Raw genomic sequence first — 21,858 nt, 5'->3', positions numbered from 1 at the left:
GGCTCACGCATGTGGTCCGCGTAAGGCGCCCGCGAGAGGGGGCGGCGGGCAGCGGCTACAGTCGGGCCCATGACCAAGTGGGAATACGCGACCGTGCCCCTTCTCGTGCACGCGACCAAGCAGATTCTGGACACCTGGGGCGAGGACGGCTGGGAGCTGGTCCAGGTCGTCCCCGGGCCGAACAACCCCGAGCAGCTGGTGGCCTACCTGAAGCGGGAGAAGCAGGCATGAGCGCCGTAGAAGCCAAGCTGGCCGAACTGGGCCTGACCCTCCCGTCGGTCGTGCCGCCGCTCGCCGCGTACCAGCCCGCCGTGCAGTCCGGGGTGTACGTGTACACCGCCGGCCAGCTCCCCATGGTGGAGGGCAAGCTGCCCGTCACCGGCAAGGTCGGCGGCGAGGTCACCCCGGAGGAGGCCAAGCAGCTGGCCGCCACCTGTGCCCTCAACGCGCTGGCCGCCGTCAAGTCCGTCGCGGGCGACCTGGACCGCATCGCGCGCGTCGTGAAGGTCGTCGGCTTCGTGGCCTCCGCCCCCGACTTCACCGGCCAGCCCGGTGTCATCAACGGCGCCAGCGAACTCCTCGGTGCCGTCCTCGGCGACAAGGGCGTCCACGCCCGCAGCGCTGTGGGCGTAGCGGTGCTGCCCCTGGACGCCCCGGTCGAGGTCGAGATCCAGGTGGAGCTCGTCGAGGCCTGACCCCTCGTGATGGTCGAGGAGGCCTGACTTCTCGTGATGGCCGTCGATACAGGCCTTACCCATCGTGATGGTCGAGCTGGGTGTCGAGCGGCTTGGTCGATGGCCGACCTCCGCGACCTCCTCTTGTCGCTTTGTGGCCGATCTCCGCTCGGCTGATCTCCTTTCGTCGAGGGCCGGTCCCCCAGGGGCCGGCCTTTGTCGGACAGCCGCCGTGCCACTGGTGGCCGGTGACGGCTGACCAGTGATGGCCGGTGACGGCTGATGAGGTGACGGCCGGTGGTGCCCAGCTACGGCTGGTGGTGCCCGCCTTCCGCCGATGGTTCCCAGCCACCGCCGATGGTGCCCAGCTACGGCTGGTGGTGCCCAGCTACCGCCCGTGTTCGGCTGCTTTTGGATCATGGGTGCCGGATCATGGGTGCCCCTTCGGGCACGCCCGTGTGTGTCATGTGTGTCATGCCATGCGTGTCAAAGGGATGTCACCTACACGCACCCCCTCGAACATCCGCACGCCACCCCGTAGCATCCGCCCATGCCCAATGGTCAGTGGTACCCGCCGGAGTGGCCGGACCGCATCCGCGCCCTCGCCGCAGGCGAGCTCACCGCGGTCGAGCCGCGGCGGGCCGCCACCGTGATGCTGCTCCGGGACGGGGCGGCCGGCACGGACACTGGCCCCGACGTACACATGCTGCGCAGACGTGCCTCCATGGCCTTCGCCGGAGGCGCGTACGCGTACCCGGGTGGCGGCGTGGACCCCCGCGACGCCGAGGACGCCGAACTCGGCTGGGCGGGACCGCCCCGCGAGACCTGGGCCGAACGCCTCGGCACCGACCCCGCCTCCGCCCAGGCCATCGTCTGCGCCGCGGTCCGCGAGACCTACGAGGAGGCGGGCGTCCTCCTCGCGGGCCCCGACGCCACCACCGTCGTCGGAGACACCACCGGCGACGACTGGGAGGCCGACCGCCAAGCCCTGGTGACCCGCGACCTCAGCTTCGCCGAGTTCCTGGAGCGGCGCGGCCTCGTGCTCCGCTCCGACCTGCTCGGCGCCTGGGCGCGCTGGATCACCCCCGAGTTCGAGCCCAGGCGGTACGACACCTGGTTCTTCGTCGCCGCGCTCCCCGAGGGCCAGGTCACCCGGAACGCCTCCACCGAGGCCGACCGCACCGTCTGGATCCGCCCCGCCGAAGCCGCCGCCGGCTACGACAAGGGCGAGCTCCTGATGATGCCGCCGACCATTTCCACCCTGCGTGACCTCCTTCCGTACGCCACTGCCGCCGAAGCCCTCGTGGGCGCGGCCGAGCGCGATCTGACCCCGGTCCTCGCCCGGGCCCGCCTGACCGACACCGGAGAACTCGTCCTGAGCTGGCCAGGCCACGACGAGTTCACCAAGCACATCCCGGCCGGGGGCCGTCCCTCATGACCCCTGACGCCGCAACCCCCATCGACCTTGCGATGGACGGCCTCGCGAGGCGCGGTCGCCAGGCACTGCTCCGTTCCGCGAGGCTTGCCCAGGTGACCACCGACTCCGCCACCCCTGGAGGTGCCGTATGAGTGATGCCGCCGCTCTTCCCGGGCAGCCGCGCGGCGGGGTCCTTTCGGGCCCTGCGACCGACCGCGCGACCAACGTCCTCGCGCCCAACCCCTCCGCGATGACCCTGGACGGCACCAACACCTGGATCATCGCCGAGCCCGACTCCGACCTGGCCGTCGTCATCGACCCCGGGCCGCTCGACGACGTGCACCTCAACCACGTCATCGCCACGGCCGAGAAGGCGGGCAAGCAGGTCGCTCTGACCCTGCTCACCCATGGGCACCCCGACCACGCCGAGGGCGCGGCCCGCTTCGCGGAGCTGACCCGTACCCCCGTGCGCGCCCTGGACCCGGCCCTGCGCCTGGGGGACGAGGGCCTCGCTGCGGGCGATGTCATCACCACCGGTGGCCTGGAGATGAGGGTGGTGCCCACCCCGGGCCACACCGCCGACTCGCTCTGCTTCCATCTGCCTGCCGACCGGGCCGTCCTGACGGGCGACACGGTCCTCGGGCGCGGCACGACCGTCGTGGCCCATCCCGACGGCCGCCTGGGCGACTATCTCGACTCCCTTCGCAGGCTGCGTTCGCTGACTGTTGATGACGGTGTGCACACCGTGCTGCCGGGTCATGGCCCGGTGCTCGACGACGCGCAGGGTGCCGTCGAGTTCTATCTGGCCCACCGCGCCCACCGGCTGGCGCAGGTGGAGACGGCGGTGGAGAACGGCCACCTCACGGCGGCGGACGTGGTGGCCCTGGTCTACTCGGACGTGGACCGGTCGCTGTGGCCGGCTGCCGAGCTTTCGGTGCGCGCGCAGCTCGAGTATCTGCGCGAACACGGCCTTATCTGATGGGGCGTCATGAAGGCTGTTGGTGCGGCTGAATGAGGTGAACCGGCGCTCCGTAGAGGAGAGTTGGGTGAGGCGGATGTCCAACTCTCTTACGGGCGCGGCGTCTTGGCGCCATGGACCGTGAGGTATTCGGCGGCGAGCCACGGTCCGAGATTTTCGGTGTACATATCGAGAACGTTCCGGTCCGCGACGGGGTTCCCGGCCAGCACGGCAATTTTTCTCAACTGCTCCGCGCGCTCCGGGTAGTAGCGCCCGAAGATCTCCGCCTGCTCCGCCAGATCGCTGGTCCAGCCGCCGTACCGTGGCATGACCAGCGTGAACGCGGTCCGCACCAGTTTGCGCGAGGCGCTGCGCACCAGCGACCGGAGTGCCGCGTCGGTGGTGGCCGCGGTGGCTTCTGCGGCCCCTGTGGCTTCTGCGGCGCTCGTGGCTTCTGCCGCTTGCCGGCGCCAGCGGGGCAGGGCGTCGCCGAGGTCGCCGTTGGTCTCGCGGGCGAGCAGCGAGGTGGGCCGGTAACGCGGCAGGTGTTCGGCGAGGTCGTCCCCGAGCAGCGGGGTGCACAGGCAGGCCACGAACCAGCCGAGGTCGTACCGCTCGAGCTCGCTCAGCAGCACGTCCCGGCCGAACAGCAGGATCCCGGCCCCGTCGATCGCCTCGAACCCGGCGTCCAGCTCGGCCTCGAGGTTCCGCGCCTCTGCCCGGTCGGCCTCCGTCGGGTCGTCGTGCAGCGCGAGCAGCACATCCAGGTCGGACCGGCCCACCCGCGCCGTGCCGCGCGGCACGGACCCGTACAGGTACGCGCTGTGCAGCCGCCCGCCGAACCGCTGCGCCACCTGGTCGCGCAGGGCGGCGACGACGGCCCGGAACTCCGGTTGCACAAGGCCGAGCGACCCCTCGCGCTCGATATATCCGTGCAAGCTGTCCAATCCGTCGCACCCGTCTGTCCGGCCTTGCTGCTGTGACCTTGTGTTCCTGCGCCTCTGAGCCCATGAGCCCATGAGCACCTGAGCCGTTGCGCCTCTGAGCCCCTGCGCCTTTGTGTCCTGGCGCCTCGCCGCGCGCCGCGATCGTCCGCGCGGAGCACAGCAGTTACGCGCAGAGTAGACCGGGCCACTGACAGCCGGGCTGCTCGTCCGTCCCGCCCGCACGTACGCACGGGCGTGGTCGCGCCGGCCCGCTGCGTGGCCACGCGAAAGTCGGACCACGCGAAAGTCGGAACACGCGAGGCCTACGCGAAAGGGGCCGGTCTCTGGTGAGACCGGCCCCTCAGGCGTACGAACCGACGCGGCCGCGAAGGACGCGGCCGCGGACGGCGGCGCTCAGCGCGAGCGCTTCGCCAGGCGCTCGACGTCCAGCAGGATGACCGCGCGGGCCTCGAGGCGCAGCCAGCCGCGCTGGGCGAAGTCGGCGAGCGCCTTGTTGACCGTCTCGCGGGAGGCGCCGACCAGCTGGGCCAGCTCTTCCTGAGTGAGGTCGTGGACGACGTGGATGCCCTCCTCGGACTGCACGCCGAAGCGGCGCGACAGGTCGAGGAGTGCGCGGGCGACACGGCCCGGCACGTCGGAGAAGACCAGGTCGGACATCTGGTCGTTGGTCTTGCGCAGTCGGCGGGCGACGGCGCGGAGCAGGGCGGTGGCCACCTCGGGGCGGGCGTTCAGCCAGGGCTGAAGGTCGCCGTGGCCCAGGCCCAGCAGCTTGACCTCGGTCAGCGCGGTGGCGGTGGCGGTGCGCGGGCCCGGGTCGAAGAGGGACAGCTCGCCGATGAGCTCGCCGGGGCCGAGGACCGCCAGCATGTTCTCCCGGCCGTCGGGTGAGGTGCGGTGCAGCTTCACCTTGCCCTCGGTGACCACGTACAGGCGGTCGCCGGGGTCGCCCTCGTGGAAGAGGGCGTCGCCGCGGGCGAGCGTCACCTCACTCATCGAGGCGCGGAGCTCCGCGGCCTGCTCGTCATCGAGCGCCGCGAAGAGCGGGGCGCGCCGCAGAACGTCGTCCACGAATCTCTCCTTGTCGACCGGTATCAGGGGAGCCTGCTCCCCATTTTGCCGGACGGTCTAAACAGTGCGATCAATCACAAGGATGACGTACTGGAGTGCCGGACCGTGAGTCAGGGGGCCGATTGGGGCCGTGATTCGCGGTGGCCGGGGCGGATGTCGGTACCGGGCTTTAGGCTGGCCGGGTGTCCAATTCGCCGGTGAGAGCGCAGGCCAGGGGGGCTGGAAGAGTGTCCGCAGAGAACGATTCCGCTGTGGGCGAACAGCCCGCGTCCAAGGCGAAAGACCCCGCGAAGAGGGCCGCGAGGGCCACCGGAGCCGCCTCGTCGGCCCGCGCCGGCGAGCAGGTCGAAAGCGCGGTCGAACCGGCCGGGAAAGCCGCCCGAGTGAAGCCCGCAGCCGAGGAGCCCGCCATGGTCAAGCCCGTCGTCAAGAAGACCGCTGCCAAGAAGGCGGCCTCCAAGGTGACGGCTGCCAAGGGCACGTCCGCCGACGCGACGCGTCCTAAGGAGGCGGCCTCCCCGGGCGGCCGCCAGGCGAAAGCCGCGCCGAGGGCCAAGCGCGCGGCCGCTGCCAAGAGCACTGCCAAGAGCACTGCCAAGAGCACCGCCAAGAGCGCGCCCGAGGCCACCGGCACGGGCAACGCCGACGGCCGGCCCGTCGGAGGGAAGCCGGAGTCGCATCTCGCCATGGTCCGCCGCGCCCGCCGGATCAATCGCGAGCTCGCCGAGGTCTATCCGTACGCGCATCCCGAACTGGACTTCCGCAACCCGTTCGAGCTGCTCCTCGCGACCGTCCTGTCCGCGCAGACCACCGACCTCCGGGTCAACCAGACGACCCCGGGCCTGTTCGCCGCGTACCCGACCCCGGAGGACCTCGCGGCGGCGAACCCCGAGGAGGTCGAGGAGATCATCCGGCCCACCGGGTTCTTCCGGGCCAAGACCAGGTCGATCATGGGGATCGCCGTAGCCCTCAGGGACGAGTTCGGTGGCGAGGTGCCGGGCCGTCTGGAGGATCTGGTCAAGCTGCCCGGCGTGGGGCGAAAGACCGCAAATGTTGTGCTTGGCAACGTATTTGGAGTACCAGGGATCACCGTCGACACCCACTTCGGCAGGCTGGCGCGCCGGTTCAAATGGACCGAGCAGGACGACCCGGAGAAGGTCGAGGCGGAGATCTGCGCGATCTTCCCCAAGAGCGAGTGGACGATGCTCTCGCACCGGGTCGTCTTCCACGGCCGCCGCATCTGCCACGCCCGCAAGCCCGCCTGCGGCGCCTGCCCGATCGCCCCGCTCTGCCCGTCGTACGGCGAGGGCGAGACCGACCCCGAGAAGGCGCGGAAGCTCCTCAAGTACGAGAAGGGCGGCCTGCCGGGCCAGCGGCTGAGCCCGCCGCCGGACTATCCGGGGCAGCCCGCGCCGCCGTTGGGAGCCGGCTGACGTCACCCGGAAGACGGACGCTGGGGCCGGCCGGAACGAAAGCGACCGTCACAGGCGTTGTGGACGATGAATGACGGGGGTGCAGATGACGCACACGAGCGAGACGTACGACGGTGATCTGAGCGCGACCGGCGGTCTGGGCCGCGCCGGCGGCCCGGCCGGCCGCGTGGACGCCGAGCGCGGCCGCAGCAGCGGCCTGAGCGGCCGTATCGGCGGGCCCGGCCACGCCCATGCCGCGAACGGCGCGGACGACCCGGCCGGGCCCGGCACCCCGCGCGGGACGGGCGACCCCGTGGGAGGCCCCACGGCGGACCCCGCCAAGGACACCGCCAGGGCCCGAGCCGTCGGCCACACGGGCACGGGGCGCGCCACCGCCGGCCGCGCCGCCGTCGGCCACCCTGGACCCGGCCGGGGAGGCGCCGAGCCGCACGCCCGCCCCCGTGCGGACGGCCTCGCCGTGACCAGCGAGGGCCTGCCCGACTGGCTGGGGCCGGTCGTGCGGGCGGCCGAGGCCGTCGAGCCCGAGCAGATGAGCCGGTTCCTGCCGCCGGAGAGCGGCGACGGGCGGCAGTCCGCCGTGCTCGTCCTCTTCGGCGAGGGCCCGCGCGGTCCCGAGCTGCTCCTCATGGAGCGGGCGAGCCAGCTGCGTTCGCACGGTGGCCAGCCCTCCTTCCCGGGCGGCGCCCTCGACCCGGAGGACGGCGACCCGGCCACCACGGGCCCGCTGAGGGCCGCGCTGCGCGAGGCCGAGGAGGAGACCGGGCTCGACCCGGCCGGCGTCCAGATCTTCGGCGTGCTGCCGCGGCTCTACATCCCGGTCAGCGGCTTCGTCGTGACGCCCGTGCTCGGCTGGTGGCGCGAGCCGACGCCCGTGCGGGCCGTCGACAGCGGCGAGACGGCCCGTGTCTTCACCGTGCCCGTGGCGGATCTCACGGACCCGGCCAACCGCGCGACCGCCGTCCACCCACGTGGACACGCAGGCCCGGCATTCCTGGTCGAATCGGCGCTGGTGTGGGGCTTCACGGCCGGGGTGATCGACCGGATCGTGCACTACGCGGGCTGGGAGCGCCCGTGGGACCGAGCCAAGCGGGTGCCGCTCGACTGGCACGCGTGACAGGCTGGGGCCCGTGAACGTGCTGGACATCCTGTTGCTGGTCGCCGCCGTGTGGTTCGCGATCGTCGGCTACCGCCAGGGCTTCGTCGTCGGCATCCTGTCGGTGATCGGGTTCCTCGGCGGTGGCCTCATCGCCGTGTACCTGCTCCCGGTCATCTGGGACCAGCTGACCAACGAGTCCCAGGTCTCGACGACAGCGGCCGTCGTCGCGGTCGTCATCGTGATCGTCTGCGCCTCGGTGGGCCAGGCCTTCACCACCCACCTCGGCAACAAGCTGCGCCGGTACATCACCTGGTCGCCCGCCAGAGCCCTGGACGCCACGGGTGGCGCCCTGGTCAACGTCGTGGCGATGCTGCTCGTCGCGTGGCTGATCGGCTCCGCGCTGGCGGGGACGGCCCTGCCGACGCTGGGCAAGGAGGTCCGCAACTCCAAGATCCTGCTCGGGGTCTCCAATGTGATGCCCCCACAGGCGTCGACGTGGTTCAGTGACTTTTCCTCGGTCCTCGCGCAGAACGGCTTCCCGCAGGTCTTCACGCCGTTCTCGAACGAGTCGATCACCGAGGTCCAGGCGCCCGACCCGAAGCTGGCGGGCAGCCCGGTCGCGGCCGCGGCCCAGAAGTCCATCGTCAAGGTCGTCGGCATGGCCCCGAGCTGTGGAAAGCGCCTCGAAGGCACCGGCTTCGTGTTCGCCGACCGGCGCGTCATGACCAACGCGCACGTGGTGGGCGGCGTGGACGAGCCGACCATCCAGATAGGCGGTAAGGGGCGTACGTACGACGCGAAGGTCGTGCTCTACGACTGGCGCCGCGACATCGCGGTCCTGGACGTGCCGGACCTGAAGGCGCCCGCGCTCCAGTTCACCTCCACCGACGCCCGCAGCGGCAACAGCGCGATCGTCGCGGGCTTCCCCGAGGACCATCCCTACGACGTCCGCTCCGCCCGCATCCGCGGCCGGATCAGCGCGAACGGGCCGGACATCTACCACCGCGGCACGGTCCGCCGCGATGTCTACTCGCTGTTCACCACGGTCCGCCCCGGCAACTCCGGCGGCCCGCTCCTGACCCCCGAGGGCAAGGTGTACGGGGTGGTCTTCGCGAAGTCCCTAGACGACCCGGACACCGGATACGCGCTGACCGCCGACGAGATCCAGGCCGACATCCAGCAGGGCCGCACGGCCAGTCAGCAGGTCGACAGCCAGCAGTGCGCCCTATGACCCCCCGAGCACTATGAACGCCCGAGCCCTATGACCCCCTGACGAGAAGGCTCCGATGCGACTGACGATCCTCGGCGGCGGCGGCTTCCGCGTCCCCCTCGTGTACGGCGCCCTCCTGCGCGACCACGCGCCCGGGCGCGTCACCGAGGTGGTCCTGTACGACCTGGACGCGGCCCGGCTGCACGCCATCGGCCGGGTCCTCGCCGACCGGGCGTACGGGATCGAGGACGCACCCCGGGTGCGCACCACCACCGACCTCGACGAGGCGCTGCGCGGCGCGGACTTCGTGTTCTCGGCGATCCGGGTCGGCGGTCTGGAGGGCCGGGCCGCCGACGAGCGGATCGCGCTCGCCGAGGGTGTCCTCGGGCAGGAGACGGTCGGCGCGGGCGGCATCGCCTACGGGCTGCGCACCGTGCCGGTCGCCGTCGAGATCGCCCGCCGGGTCAGGGCGGTCGCCCCCGACGCCTGGGTCATCAACTTCACCAATCCGGCGGGCCTGGTCACCGAGGCGATGGCCGAGCACCTCGGCGAGCGCGTCATCGGCATCTGCGACTCGCCGGTCGGCCTGGCCCGCCGGGTCGCCCGCACGATCGGCGCCGACCCGGACGCGGTGCGTCTGGACTACGCGGGCCTCAACCACCTGGGCTGGCTGCACGGCCTGTACGAGGGCGACAAGAACGTCCTGCCGCGCCTTTTCGAGCAGGGCGACGAACTGCTCACCTCCTTCGAGGAGGGCAAGCTGTTCGGCGCCGACTGGCTGCGCTCGCTGGGCTCCGTGCCGAACGAGTACCTGCACTACTACTACTTCAACCGCGAGGCGGTGACCGCCTACCAGCAGGCCGAGCAGACCCGCGGCGCCTTCCTCAAGGACCAGCAGGCACGTTTCTACGCCACGGCGGAGACCGTGCCCGACGCGTCGGTGTGGGCGGCCTGGGACCGCACCCGGGCCGAGCGCGAGGCCACGTACATGTCCGAGAACCGGGACGTGTCGGGAGCCGGCGAGCGCGTGGCCGACGACCTGGAGTCCGGCGGGTACGAGAACGTGGCGCTCGCCCTGATGCGGGCCATCGCGAGGGACGAGGCGGCGACGCTCATCCTGAACGTGCGCAACGGAACGTCCCTGCGCGCGCTCGACGAGCGGGCCGTCATCGAGATCCCCTGCCGCATCGACGCGGCAGGACCCCGCCCGCTGCCCGTGACGCAGCTGACGGGCCATGAGGCGGGCCTGGTCGGCGCGGTGAAGGCGGTCGAGCGGTGTGTCCTGGAGGCGGCCGCGAGCGGGTCGGTGCGGGCGGCGGTGAAGGCCTTCGCCCTGCACCCGCTGGTCGACTCCGTCCAGGTCGCCCGAAGGCTCCTGGACGGCTACCGGAGCGCCCACCCGGGGCTCGGCTACCTCAGGGCCGACTAGGTCCGCGTATGCCGCAGCCGGGCCGAGACCCAGCGGGCCCGGCGGCGCAGGATGCGCGGAATGCCCACCTCCCGGGAATCGGAGGAGGGGTGTTCCAGCCCCGGCCCCTGCGGGCCGCCCCTCTCGTACGAGACCGGCCCTGCGGCCGTTCGGCGGTTGCGTGCTGCGTCACCGTAGTCGTGCGTCCAGCCCATACCCCGACGTGTGCCCGGGGCCCATGGTCGGTAACCGCGCTGGAGGGGGCCAATTGGCCTATGCGCCGGGCATTTGGCCGTTCGTCGGACAGCAGTTCCCCTGCGGCCATCGGAACTCAGCGATCCGGTTCCGGATCCCTCAGCCAGTTGACCAGTTCGGTCGAGAACGCGACCGGGTCCTCCTCGTGCGGGAAGTGGCCAAGACCGTCGAACAGCCGCCAGCGGTAGGGCGCTTCGACGTACTCGCCCGAGCCGGCCGCACTGCGGGTCCGCATCACCGGGTCGAGCGATCCGTGCAGGTGGAGCGTGGGGACGCGGACGGGCCGCTTCATCCTCCGGTTGAACTGGATGCCGTCGGGCCGCGCCATCGAGCGCACCATCCAGCGGTACGGCTCGATGGAGCAGTGCGCCGTGGACGGGATGCACATGGCACGCCGGTAGGTCTCCACGGCCTCGTCCTCCGGCTGACGCGGGCCCGACCAGTCCCGTACGAGGCGGCCGACCAAGGCGGCGTCGTCCGCGACCAGTTGACGCTCCGGCAGCCAGGGGCGCTGGAATCCCCAGACGTAGGACCCGGCCGAGGTCTGCTTGAGGTCGGCGAGCATCGCCGAGCGCCAGCGGCGCGGATGCGGCATCGACGACACCGCGAGCCGGCGCACCAGCTTGGGACGCATCACGGCCGCCGTCCACGCCAGATAGCCGCCCAGGTCGTGGCCGACCAGAGCCGCGTCCGGCTCGCCCAGAGACCGTACGACGCCGGTGATGTCAAGGGCGAGGTTGGCCGGGTCGTAACCGCGCGGGGTGCGGTCGCTGCCGCCGACCCCGCGCAGGTCCATGGCGACCGCGCGGAAACCGGCGTCGGCCAGCGCGGTCAGCTGATGGCGCCAGGTCCACCAGAACTGCGGAAAGCCGTGGAGCAGCAACACCAGTGGCCCGTCGCCGAGTTCGGCGATGTGGAAGCGGGCGCCATTGGCCGCCACGTCCCTATGGGTCCAGGGACCATCGATACGGACGGGGCTGCCGGTGCCGCCAGGGCTTCCGGTACCGGGATCGGGTGCGGTCATGCAGACGAGCGTGCCACAGAGGCGGGGCTCTCGGTGACCGCGTCCTGGACGGGCGCAGGGCGCGGGTGCGGCTTCACGCCCTGCAGCGTCGCGGCCGTCTGCTTGGCCGAGGCGATGGACTTCTCCGGCGGCTTGACCTTCTTGAACTTGGCGATGGCGAGCACCCCGAGCAGCGCCGCGAGCACCAGGAACGCGCCGCCGACGATGAGGAACGACCAGGCCAGACCCAGCCCCAGGTTGTGGATGCCGTACGCCGCCGCGAAGCTCAGCACCGGCAGCGAGAACAGCGCGAGCACACCGGCCGTGCTGATGGCGATGCCGCCGATCGCTCCGCGCTTGACGTCCTGGCGCAGCTCGGCCTTGGCCAGTGCGATCTCGTCGTGCACCAGCGCGGACATCTCGGCGGTCGCGGAGGCGACCAGCTGGCCGAGGCTGCGCTCGGCGCTGCCGGCGTTGTGGCTGGGGTCGCTCATCGCTGACTCCCTCATCTCTTCTCGGATACCGACGGGTCGTACTTGTCCAACAGGTCTAACAGGTCCAACAGGCCCGTTGTCAGATCATGCCGGACTGTCGCCGTCGTCGCGCCCCGCCCCCGCCAGTTGCGCCAGCCTGCGGTGCTCGGCCGCCTTGTTCTCGTAGATCGTGGCCATCCGCAGGTGGTACTCCGGCTTGTCCAGTTCGTACATGTCGGGGATGCCGTCCTGGTCGTCGTCCCGCTCCTCGTCCTCGACGAGCGCCTTGTACTTGCGTACCCGCATCTTGAGCAGGACGGAGGCGAGGACCGCGGCTGTCAGCGAGCCCACGAGCACGGCCGCCTTGACCTCGTCGGTCAACTGGACCTGGCCGGCGAAGGCGAGTTCGCCGATGAGCAGCGAGACGGTGAACCCGATGCCGGCGAGCGAGGCGACGGCGAAGACGTCGGCCCAGGCCAGGTCGTCGTTGAGCTCGGCCTTGGTGAACCGGGCGGCCAGCCAGGTGCCGCCGAAGATGCCGACGGCCTTGCCGACGACCAGGCCGAGCACGACGCCGAGCGTCTCGGGCCGGGTGAAGACGTCGGCCAGGGTGCCGCCGCTGATGCCCACACCGGCCGAGAACAGCGCGAAGAGCGGCACCGCGAGCCCGGCCGAAACCGGCCGCATCAGGTGCTCGATGTGCTCGCCGGGCGAGTGCTCCTCGCCCTCGGTGCGGTGGCAGCGGAGCATCAGGCCCATCGCGACGCCGGCGATGGTGGCGTGGACGCCGCTGTTGTACATCAGCCCCCAGATGACGAGCGCGAGCGGGATGTAGACGTACCAGCCCCGCACGCCCTTCCTGAGCAGCAGCCAGAAGACGGCGAGCCCGACCACGGCGCCGCCCAGGGCCGCGAAGTTGATGCTGTTGGTGAAGAAGACCGCGATGATCAGGATCGCGAAGAGGTCGTCGACGACGGCGAGCGTGAGCAGGAAGGCGCGGAGCGCGGAAGGCAACGAGGTGCCGATGACCGCGAGTACGGCCAGGGCGAACGCGATGTCCGTAGCGGTCGGTACGGCCCAGCCGTCAAGGGATCCGTTGCCGGACAGGTTGACCAGTGCGTAGACGAGCGCGGGGACCGCCATGCCGCAGACGGCCGCGATCACGGGCAGCGCGGCGGCCTTGGGGTCGCGCAGTTCTCCGGCGACCAGTTCACGTTTGAGCTCGATACCGGCGACGAAGAAGAAGATGGCGAGCAGCCCGTCGGCCGCCCAGTGCTGGATGGAGAGATCGAGCCCCAGGGCGCCGATTCCCAGATGGAAACCCCGGACCGACTCGTAACTCGAACCCAGCGTGTTCGCCCAGATCAGCGCGGCGATCGCGGCCACGAGCAGCAGGACGCCGCCGACGGTCTCGGCGCGCAGCGCCTCCGCGACGAAGTTGCGCTCGGGCAGCGAGAGGCGGCCGAGGAACTTGCGCTTGCTGGGGGTGGGTATGGCCACGAGGGCGACCTCCGGTCGGTTCGGCGGGCATGACTGAGCACGTTGCCGACCAGACTTCCCGGCGCACCTGACCTTCTTGTCGCGTCATTGACGCTTTCCTTACTTTACCTAACTTTGTGGACTGGTGTGCGCGGCGGGGTGAATCCGGTGATCATCACTTTAGGGGCATACCGTCCGCAAGGCGCGCGAAAAGGGCCCGGCCGCCTCCCCGGCCGGGCCCTTCGGCGCTGATCTGCTGCCTAGTCCTCGCTGGCCGCGCTCGGCAGCTTGTTCTGGATCAGTGACATGACCGAGGAGTCGGTCAGCGTGGTGACATCGCCCAGCTCGCGGTTCTCGGCGACGTCGCGGAGCAGCCGACGCATGATCTTGCCCGAGCGGGTCTTGGGCAGCTCGGCGACCGGCAGGACGCGCTTGGGCTTGGCGATCGGGCCGAGCGCCGAGCCGACGTGCGCCCGCAGCTCCTCGACCAGGCCGTCCGTCTCGGCGGCGGTGCCCCGCAGGATCACGAAGGCCACGATGGCCTGCCCGGTCGTCTCGTCGGCGGCGCCGACCACGGCGGCCTCGGCGACCGAGGGGTGCGAGACGAGGGCCGACTCGACCTCGGTCGTCGAGATGTTGTGGCCGGAGACGAGCATGACGTCGTCGACGCGGCCGAGCAGCCAGATGTCGCCGTCGTCGTCCTTCTTGGCGCCGTCGCCCGCGAAGTACTTGCCCTCGAAGCGCGACCAGTACGTGTCGATGAAGCGCTGGTCGTCGCCCCAGATGGTGCGCAGCATGGAGGGCCACGGCTCGGTCAGGACGAGGTAGCCGCCCCCGCCGTTCGGAACCTCGTGGGCCTCGTCGTCGACCACGGTCGCGGCGATGCCGGGCAGGGCGCGTTGGGCCGAACCCGGCTTGGTCGCGGTGACGCCGGGCAGCGGCGAGATCATCATCGCGCCGGTCTCGGTCTGCCACCAGGTGTCCACGATCGGGCACTTGTCGGCGCCGATGTGCTTGCGGTACCACATCCACGCCTCGGGGTTGATCGGCTCACCGACCGAACCCAGGACCCGCAGACTGCTCAGGTCGAACTTGGCGGGGATGTCGTCTCCCCACTTCATGAACGTACGGATCGCGGTCGGCGCGGTGTAGAGGATGGTCACGCCGTACTTCTGCACGATCTCCCAGAACCGCCCCTGGTGCGGGGTGTCCGGGGTGCCCTCGTACATGACCTGGGTGGCGCCGTTGGCCAGCGGCCCGTAGACGATGTACGAGTGCCCGGTGACCCAGCCGATGTCGGCGGTGCACCAGTAGACGTCGGTCTCCGGCTTCAGGTCGAAGACCGCGTGGTGGGTGTACGCGGCCTGGGTGAGGTAGCCGCCGGAGGTGTGCAGGATGCCCTTGGGCTTACCCGTCGTACCCGAGGTGTACAGGATGAACAGCGGGTGTTCGGCGTCGAAGGCGGTGGGCGTGTGCTCCACGGACTGGCGGGCGACAATGTCGTCCCACCACACATCGCGGCCCTCGGTGAACGCGGTGTCCTGGCCCGTGCGGCGTACCACCAGCACATGCTCGACCTGCGGGCACTTGGCGACGGCCTCGTCGATGGCGGGCTTGAGGGCGGACGGCTTGCCGCGCCGGTAGCCGCCGTCGGCGGTGATGACGAGCTTGGCGTCGGCGTCCTGGATGCGGGAGGCGACGGCGTCGGCCGAGAAGCCGCCGAAGACCACGGAGTGCGCGGCGCCGACCCGGGCGCAGGCGAGCATCGCGACGGCGGCCTCGGGGATCATCGGCAGATACACCGCGACCCGGTCGCCGGCCTGAACACCCAACTCCGTAAGGGCGTTGGCGGCCCTTGACACCTCGTCCTTGAGCTCGGCATAGGTGAGGGAGCGGCTGTCGCCGGGCTCGCCCTCGAAGTGGATGGCGACCCGGTCGCCGTGCCCGGCCTCGACATGGCGGTCGACGCAGTTGTACGCGACGTTCAGCTTGCCGTCGGCGAACCACTTCGCGAACGGCGGGTTCGACCAGTCGAGGGTCTCGGTCGGCTCGGTGGCCCAGGTCAGGCGCCGGGCCTGCTCGGCCCAGAAGCCCAGCCTGTCCGCCTCGGCCCACTCGTACGCCTCCGCCGTCACGTTGGCGTTCGCGGCCAGCTCGGAGGGCGGCGCGAACCGCCGCTCCTCCTTGAGCAGGTTGGCCAGGCTTTCGTTGCTCACGACATCTCCCTTTCCCAGGGCGTCCTATGTGCCTATGTGTCCCGGGCCATAGCTCATCAGGCCACAGGCCGGGTGACAAGGGCCTCCAGGGAATTGGTTTAGACCTGTAGTGCTCGCCGGTCATCGGCGCGGCACGCGGACGGCCTCTCCTGCGGCGGGGGAAGCCGCTCGGGAGAGGCCGTACGTTCTCGACGAGGCGAGGCAGGTTCAGGCGTGCGTGTCCTCCAGGAGGTTGACGCCGACGCCCACGAAGACCTCCGCGTGGTCGTCCGGAGCCAGCAGATAGGCCTGCGCCTCGCCGACGTGGAAGTACATGCCGTGCAGGGCGAGGGTGCCCGCCTCCAGCGCGCGGGCCACCGCTTCGTGCTGCCGCAGATGGTCCAACTGCTGGACGACATTGGTCAGACAGAGCTGTTCCACGGCGTCGGCGGGCAGCCGCCCGGCGATCCGGGCCCAGGAGTGCCGCCGGCTCGCCATCCGCTCCAGGCTCGGCCTGCCGTACCGCAGCCAGCGGCGCAGCGGCGTCATCGGCGCCTCGGGGTTGCTGTTGAGCAGTGCCTGCATCGCGCCGCAGCCGGAGTGCCCGCAGACGGTGATCGACTGGACCTGGAGGATGTCCACGGCGTACTCGATGGCCGCGGCGACCGAGTCGTCGACGCCCTCCGCGCCCGGCGGCGGGACCAGGTTGCCGATGTTGCGCACGGTGAACAGATCGCCCGGACCGCTGGACGTGATCATGCTGGTGACCAGGCGCGAGTCCGCGCAGGTGATGAAGAGCTGCTGCGGCCGCTGGCCCTCGCGGGCGAGCCGGGCCAGCTCGTCGCGCACCAGGGGAGCGGTGTTGCGCTGGAACGAGCTGAGCCCGCTGGCCAGTTGGTCCCCGTGGGCGCGCTGTGGCTGATGATCGTGACAGTGGTGGTTGCGCCACGGCGTCCAGGGGCGGCAGCACGTGTGCGCCGTGGAGGCGGGCTCGGCGACCCTGCCGCCGGCGCGCCCGGTGGTGCGTACGCTGCCGCCGCGCGCGCGGTGCGCGTCCTGCCAGCTCTGCAGCGCCTCGAAGGCGGCGTGATCCATGAACGACCCGTCCAGCTCCACGATGGTGTCGGCTCCTTGGGGGACATGGCCGAGCGCCCGGGTCAGCCGGGGCACGGCGAGGAACGTCAACTGGCCGCGGGCACGCACCAGATACGTGCCGTCGGCCTCCTCCTGGACGGTGATCCGGGTACGGGCGAGCCGGTGCAGCGCGACGGCCACGGCCACCGCGATCCCCAGGACCACTCCTTGCAGCACGCCCAGGACGAGCACTCCGCCGACGGCAGCCACATAAACCAGGAATTCGCGGTGCTTGTGGACGTTGCGGATGTGCGCGAAGTTGACCATCTGGATGCCGACCATCATGACCAGGGCGGCCAGCACGGCCAGCGGGATCCACTCCAGTACGGACACGAGCAGCCCGGCCGCGAGCAGCACCCACACGCCGTGCAGCACGGTCGAGGCGCGGCCGGTCGCGCCCGCCCGGACGTTGGCGCTGCCGCGCACCGCGCCGCCCGAGACGGGCATGCCGCCGAGCAGCCCGGAGACGGCGTTGGCAATGCCCTGGCCGCGCAGCTCGCGGTCGAGGTCGGGGCGCGGTGGGGCCGTGGTGCCCGGCCGCTCGGACGCGAGGCGGTTCACGGCGACCGCGGAGAGCAGCGACTCCAGGCTGGCGACCAGCGTCACGGTGAGCACGGCGGCGGCGAGCCCGAGCACCGGCCCTTGTGGCAGCTCGGGCAGCACGTGCGCGTCCCAGGAGGGCAGGGCGACGCGGGCGATGTGCGGGGCGGCGAGCGCGGCGACGCCGGTGGCGACCACCACGCACGCCAACGCGGCGGGGATCCGGCGCAGGGCTTTGCCGATGCGCCCGGGAACGCGCGGCCACAGCAGGAGTACGGCGATGGTCAGCGCGCCGATGAGGGGGGCCGCCGGGCCGACCTGGGCCAACTGCTCCGGCAGGGCAAGGGCGTTGTCCACGACCGAGCTCTGCGGGGAGCCGCCGAGGACGATGTGGAGCTGGGCGAGCGCGATGGCGGCGCCGATGCCGGCGAGCGTGCCGTGCACGATCGAGGGGCTGACCGCGAGGGCGGAGCGCGCGGTCTTCAGTGAGCCCAGGGCGACTTGGAGCAGACCCGCGCACACGGTGATGGCGCAGCTGGTGCGCCAGCCGTACGTCTGGATCAGCTCGGCGGACACCACGGTGAGGCCGGCCGACGGCCCGCTGACGAGGAGGGGCGAGCCGCCGAGCAGCCCGGCGACGATCCCGCCGACGCCGGCCGCGATAAGGCCGGCCTCCAGGGGCGCATCGATGGCGACGGCGAGACCGAGCGACATCGGGACGGCGAGCAGGAAGACCGTGATGGACGCCGAGACATCGGCGCCCTTGATCAGGAAGCGGCGCCTCGACCCGTCCCCGGAAGGGGACGCCTGGTGCCGTCGCCGTATGCGAGGTGTGCGAGCTGGATTCTTGGCACGAGTGGGTACGCAAGCAGGCATGTTCCCGTCTCCTCCGGGGCAGCGCGGTCGCGGAACGTGGGGTCGCGGCCGTGGGTCACGGCATTGCAGCGGCGGGACTCTCAACTCTCGGTAAACGAATCGTAATGCAGAGTAAAGTGCTGCGCTTCACATTTGGAGCAAATGGGTCAATGATTCACCCTCAAGGGTGAATAAGCAGCTTTTCAACCGGCTTGTCGCACCTTCACCTCTGAGTCCGCGTGCGACTTTTGCGGCGCCGTGACGGCATTTCAATCACATAACCGCAAGAAAGAGGTGGGCGGATGATCGCCGCCACGCACGCCACCAAGAGGATCGCTGCGGGTGTCATCACCGCGGCGCTGGCCGCCGGAGCCGCGGGCTGCTCCTCGGACCCGGCCAGGCCGGGCGCGCACGCCGGCCCGCAGGGCGCGGCCGCCCCCAAGATCGTGCCCCACCTCATCGGGGACGGCTCCACCGCGTACACCGGGCTCCAGCCGCACCTGCTCAAGGCCCAGAAGCTGAAACCGGGGCAGCAGCCGCCCCAGTTCGTGGTGTTCTCCTGGGACGGCGCGGGCGAGGACAGCCAGAAGCTCTTCTCTCACTTCCGCCAGGTCGCCAAGGAGTCCAACGCGACCATGACGTACTTCCTGAGCGGCGTGTACCTGCTCCCCGAGGCCAAGGCGAACCTGTACACCGCGCCCAAGCACTCCTCGGGCCTCTCGGACATCGGTTTCAATGACGACACGGGCATCAAGGACACCATCACCCAACTGCGTGCCGCGTGGCAGGAGGGCAACGAGATCGGGACCCACTTCAACGGCCACTTCTGCGGCCCCGACGGCGGCGTCGGCACCTGGTCGGTGGACGAGTGGAAGAGCGAGATCGCGCAAGCCAAGTCCTTTGTGAAGAACTGGAAGACAAACTCCGGCATGAAGGCGGAGGCGCCGCTCCCGTTCGACTACGACAAGGAGCTCATCGGCGGCCGTACCCCCTGCCTGGAGGGACGCAAGAACTTCGTCGCGGCCGCGGGCCAGATGGGCTTCCGCTACGACACCAGCGCCGTCAACGACCAGGTGTGGCCGAAGAAGAACGACAACGGCGTCTGGGACCTGTCGATGCAGCTGGTGCCGGTTCCGGGCCGTGGCTTCGAGACGCTGTCCATGGACTACAACTTCTACATGAACCAGTCCAACGCGATGACCGGTGACGCCGATCAGCACGAGTACTGGGGCAACCAGATGCGCGACGGCCTCCTCCAGGCCTTCGCCCGCTCCTACGACGGCAACCGCGCACCACTGATCATCGGCAACCACTTCGAGTCCTGGAACGGTGGCACCTATATGCGCGCCATCGAGGACACCATCAGGACGGTGTGCGTGAAGCGCGACGTCCGTTGCGTCTCGTTCCGTCAGCTCGCCGACTGGCTGGATGCCCAGGACCCGGCCGTGCTCGCCAAGTTCAACGCGCTGAAGGTCGGCGAGGCGCCCCAGGGTGGCTGGGCAGCTCTGGAGGCCGCCCAGCCCGGGGCCCCCGGGAAGCCGGTCGCCCCGCTGAAGCCCGCGGCGCCCGAGCCGGCCGTCAAGCAGGCTGCGGCTCACTGATCTCGGCGATCAGCCCCTCGCTCAGCACGAAGGCGGGGTCGACCTGCGCGGCCAGGTCGGCCCCGGTCTTCGCGTTGCCCCAGCTCTCCGCGTTCTTCAGATGGAAGTGCACCATCTGCCGCGTGTAGCGCTCCCAATCCCGATTCCCGTACGAATCGTCCGCCGCGTTCTGGAGCGTCTGCAGGGCGAGCCGGTTGTCGGCCTCAAGCAGCTCGAAGCGCGGAGGGCGGCCCTTCTCCATGGCGCGGACCCAGTCGGAGTGGCCCACCGTCACCAGGAGGTCGTCGCCGACCTCGGCGCGCAGGAAGTCCACGTCGTCCTGGCCCTGCACCTTGTTGCCGACGACCTTGAGTGCGACCCCGTAGTCCCGGGCGTACTCCTTGTACTGGCGATAGACCGAGACGCCCTTGCGGGTCGGCTCGGCCACCAGGAACGTCATGTCGAAGCGCGTGAACATGCCGGAGGCGAACGAGTCCGAGCCCGCCGTCATGTCGACGACGACGTACTCGTCCACGCCGTCCACCAGGTGGTTCAGGCACAGCTCGACCGCGCCGACCTTCGAGTGGTAGCAGGCGACGCCCAGGTCGGACTCGGTGAACGGGCCCGTCGCCATCAGCCGGATGTCCCCGTCGTCGAGCACCACCCGGCGCGCGCACGCCTCGTACACCGGGTTCGCCTCGCGCACCCTGAGCAGCCGGGACCCGTGGCCGGGCGGCGTCGTCTTGATCATCGTCTCCGTGGAGGCGATCCGCGGGTTGGTGCCGCGCAGGTACTCCTTGATGAGCGGCAGGTGCGCGCCCATCGCGGGCAGGGCCGCGGCCTCCTCCTCGTCGAGCCCGAGCGCGGCCCCGAGGTGCTGGTTGATGTCGGCGTCGACCGCGACGACGGCGGCCTCGTTGGCGGTGAGGTGGCGGATGAAGAGCGAGGACAGCGTGGTTTTGCCGCTGCCGCCCTTCCCCACGAAAGCGATCTTCATGTTCACCAAGGGTAATTGCATGGTGGCGCTATGTATGCATGTCAAGTGAAGAAGACCACTCGAAGGTGGGGCACGGCTTGCGGACGCGTAGCCTCCTTACCTATGAGTACGAACGCCGCTGACCCTCTCGTCGCCCTCGGTGGGCTGCCGGGCGTCCCGGACGCCGTGGACTCCGTGCGCAAGGCCGTGGACCGGGTCTACGGGCACCGTGTGATGCGGCGCCGCAGCAACGAGATCACCTCGGAAGCGGCGCTGCGCGGGGCCCGCGGCAGTGCCGCCCTGTCCGGCGCGGACTGGGCTCTCGAAGAGGTGCGGCGGCGTACCGACTTCGGCAGCGAGCCCGAGGCGCGCACGGTCGGCGCCGCGCTGCGGCTGACCGCCGAGGCGGGCCAACTCCTGTCCATCTGGCGGCAGTCGCCCCTGCGGGTGCTTGCCCGGCTGCACCTGGTCGCGGCCGCGGACGCCGGTGACGCGGTCGGCCGGCCGCGTCAGCACGGCGAAGCCGTCGACGAGCCGCTCGTCGAACTCCCGCTGCCGGACGCGGACGAGGTCGCGGGCCGCCTCGAAGGCCTCTCCCAACTGATCATCGCGGGCAGCTCGGCCCCGGCCCTGGTGACCGCCGCCATCGTGCACGGAGAACTCCTCGCGCTGCGGCCCTTCGCCTCGTACAACGGACTCGTCGCGCGCACCGCCGAGCGGATCGTGCTGATCGGCAGCGGCCTGGACCCGAAGGCGATCTGCCCGGCCGAGGTCGGTCATGCGGAGCTGGGACGGGCGGCTTACGCGGCGGCGCTCGACGGCTACGCCTCGGGGACCCCGCAGGGCATGGCTGCCTGGATCGCCCACTGCGGCAAGGCGGTCGAGCTGGGTGTGCGCGAGTCGACGGCGGTGTGCGAGGCCCTGCAGCGCGGCGCCGCGTAGGCGACGGGCCTGCCGACTGCTCGCGGCGGGCGCCCGGTTCGCCCTTCCCCGGAAGCCCCGAGCCGTACAGTGCGTACACCTGAAGTCGTACATTTCGTACGGGAAAAGGGTTGCGGCGGTATCGATGTCCGATACCGCCGCTGGCATGTCCACCGTGTTACCAAGCGTCCTCGAAAATTGCCCATCAGGCCGGGATTCTCTGCCCGTTCACCTGG

Annotated in this window: 19 protein-coding genes; 10 read left to right on the top strand and 9 right to left on the bottom strand. The window is 70.8% G+C overall.

Annotated elements, in window-relative coordinates:
- Positions 1–69 precede the first annotated feature (69 nt).
- From sp36 to ABD346_RS22315, 4 genes are all read left to right on the top strand, one after another.
- On the top strand, positions 70–231 hold the full coding sequence (gene sp36 / locus ABD346_RS22330; RefSeq protein WP_003975360.1) for a Sp36 family protein: 162 nt from the start codon (positions 70–72) through the stop codon (positions 229–231).
- On the top strand, positions 228–695 hold the full coding sequence (locus ABD346_RS22325) for a RidA family protein (RefSeq protein ID WP_344377069.1): 468 nt from the start codon (positions 228–230) through the stop codon (positions 693–695). Before sp36 ends, ABD346_RS22325 begins: the two co-directional genes overlap by 4 nt.
- Positions 696–1,224: 529 nt before the next feature.
- Complete coding sequence (locus ABD346_RS22320) at positions 1,225–2,112, top strand: NUDIX hydrolase (protein ID WP_344377068.1); 888 nt, start codon at positions 1,225–1,227, stop codon at positions 2,110–2,112.
- A gap of 127 nt (positions 2,113–2,239) precedes the next feature.
- The gene (locus tag ABD346_RS22315) at positions 2,240–3,070 is read left to right on the top strand and encodes an MBL fold metallo-hydrolase (RefSeq protein WP_344377066.1); all 831 of its coding nucleotides are present in this window, start codon (positions 2,240–2,242) and stop codon (positions 3,068–3,070) included.
- An 89-nt stretch (positions 3,071–3,159) separates the two neighbouring features.
- On the opposite strand, the gene ABD346_RS22310 is transcribed toward ABD346_RS22315, so the two are convergent.
- Together ABD346_RS22310 and ABD346_RS22305 are read right to left on the bottom strand one after the other, a co-directional pair.
- The gene (locus ABD346_RS22310) at positions 3,160–3,987 is read right to left on the bottom strand and encodes a nucleotidyltransferase domain-containing protein (RefSeq protein ID WP_344377065.1); all 828 of its coding nucleotides are present in this window, start codon (positions 3,985–3,987) and stop codon (positions 3,160–3,162) included.
- 402 nt (positions 3,988–4,389) lie between these two features.
- Positions 4,390–5,064, bottom strand: coding sequence for a Crp/Fnr family transcriptional regulator (locus tag ABD346_RS22305; RefSeq protein ID WP_017947815.1), 675 nt, complete (start codon positions 5,062–5,064; stop codon positions 4,390–4,392).
- Positions 5,065–5,525: 461 nt separating this feature from the next.
- Here ABD346_RS22305 and nth point away from each other — a divergent pair, with 461 nt between their 5' ends.
- From nth to ABD346_RS22285, 4 genes are all read left to right on the top strand, one after another.
- Positions 5,526–6,497, top strand: coding sequence for an endonuclease III (gene nth, locus ABD346_RS22300; RefSeq protein WP_381228120.1), 972 nt, complete (start codon positions 5,526–5,528; stop codon positions 6,495–6,497).
- A 457-nt stretch (positions 6,498–6,954) separates the two neighbouring features.
- Positions 6,955–7,611 (top strand): NUDIX hydrolase, encoded by a 657-nt coding sequence (locus ABD346_RS22295; protein WP_344377177.1) that lies wholly within the window; start codon positions 6,955–6,957, stop codon positions 7,609–7,611.
- Between the two features lie 13 nt (positions 7,612–7,624).
- Positions 7,625–8,824, top strand: coding sequence for a MarP family serine protease (locus ABD346_RS22290; RefSeq protein ID WP_344377064.1), 1,200 nt, complete (start codon positions 7,625–7,627; stop codon positions 8,822–8,824).
- Positions 8,825–8,879: 55 nt separating this feature from the next.
- The gene (locus ABD346_RS22285) at positions 8,880–10,232 is read left to right on the top strand and encodes a 6-phospho-beta-glucosidase (RefSeq protein WP_344377063.1); all 1,353 of its coding nucleotides are present in this window, start codon (positions 8,880–8,882) and stop codon (positions 10,230–10,232) included.
- Here the strand turns inward: ABD346_RS22285 and ABD346_RS22280 are convergent.
- The 6 genes from ABD346_RS22280 to ABD346_RS22255 form a co-directional block, all read right to left on the bottom strand.
- Positions 10,229–10,426, bottom strand: coding sequence for a hypothetical protein (locus ABD346_RS22280; protein WP_344377062.1), 198 nt, complete (start codon positions 10,424–10,426; stop codon positions 10,229–10,231). The genes ABD346_RS22285 and ABD346_RS22280 overlap by 4 nt on opposite strands.
- A gap of 116 nt (positions 10,427–10,542) precedes the next feature.
- Entirely contained in the window at positions 10,543–11,490 is a 948-nt protein-coding gene (locus ABD346_RS22275) for an alpha/beta fold hydrolase (protein ID WP_344377061.1), read from the bottom strand.
- A complete protein-coding gene (locus tag ABD346_RS22270) occupies positions 11,487–11,963 on the bottom strand; it encodes a phage holin family protein (protein WP_344377060.1) in 477 nt (158 codons plus the stop codon). Before ABD346_RS22270 ends, ABD346_RS22275 begins: the two co-directional genes overlap by 4 nt.
- A gap of 84 nt (positions 11,964–12,047) precedes the next feature.
- On the bottom strand, positions 12,048–13,442 hold the full coding sequence (gene nhaA, locus ABD346_RS22265; RefSeq protein ID WP_344377059.1) for a Na+/H+ antiporter NhaA: 1,395 nt from the start codon (positions 13,440–13,442) through the stop codon (positions 12,048–12,050).
- A gap of 239 nt (positions 13,443–13,681) precedes the next feature.
- A complete protein-coding gene (gene acs / locus ABD346_RS22260; protein WP_344377058.1) occupies positions 13,682–15,637 on the bottom strand; it encodes an acetate--CoA ligase in 1,956 nt (651 codons plus the stop codon).
- Positions 15,638–15,844: 207 nt separating this feature from the next.
- Positions 15,845–18,166: a SulP family inorganic anion transporter gene (locus ABD346_RS22255; protein ID WP_344377057.1), complete on the bottom strand. Its 2,322-nt coding sequence runs from the start codon at positions 18,164–18,166 to the stop codon at positions 15,845–15,847.
- Between the two features lie 281 nt (positions 18,167–18,447).
- Here ABD346_RS22255 and ABD346_RS22250 point away from each other — a divergent pair, with 281 nt between their 5' ends.
- Positions 18,448–19,746 carry a polysaccharide deacetylase family protein gene (locus tag ABD346_RS22250; protein ID WP_344377056.1) on the top strand — a complete coding sequence of 433 codons (1,299 nt, stop codon included), beginning with the start codon at positions 18,448–18,450 and terminating at the stop codon, positions 19,744–19,746.
- Here ABD346_RS22250 and ABD346_RS22245 read toward each other — a convergent pair.
- Complete coding sequence (locus tag ABD346_RS22245) at positions 19,724–20,722, bottom strand: ATP-binding protein (protein ID WP_344377055.1); 999 nt, start codon at positions 20,720–20,722, stop codon at positions 19,724–19,726. The genes ABD346_RS22250 and ABD346_RS22245 overlap by 23 nt on opposite strands.
- A gap of 102 nt (positions 20,723–20,824) precedes the next feature.
- Here ABD346_RS22245 and ABD346_RS22240 point away from each other — a divergent pair, with 102 nt between their 5' ends.
- A complete protein-coding gene (locus ABD346_RS22240) occupies positions 20,825–21,643 on the top strand; it encodes a Fic family protein (protein ID WP_344377054.1) in 819 nt (272 codons plus the stop codon).
- Positions 21,644–21,858 lie beyond the last annotated feature (215 nt).

Origin of the sequence: Streptomyces mauvecolor (assembly GCF_039532965.1) — a bacterium.
GTDB lineage: Bacteria > Actinomycetota > Actinomycetes > Streptomycetales > Streptomycetaceae > Streptomyces > Streptomyces violascens.
Note: the sequence above shows the minus strand (reverse complement) of the source record. Positions and strands in the feature narration are given on the sequence as shown.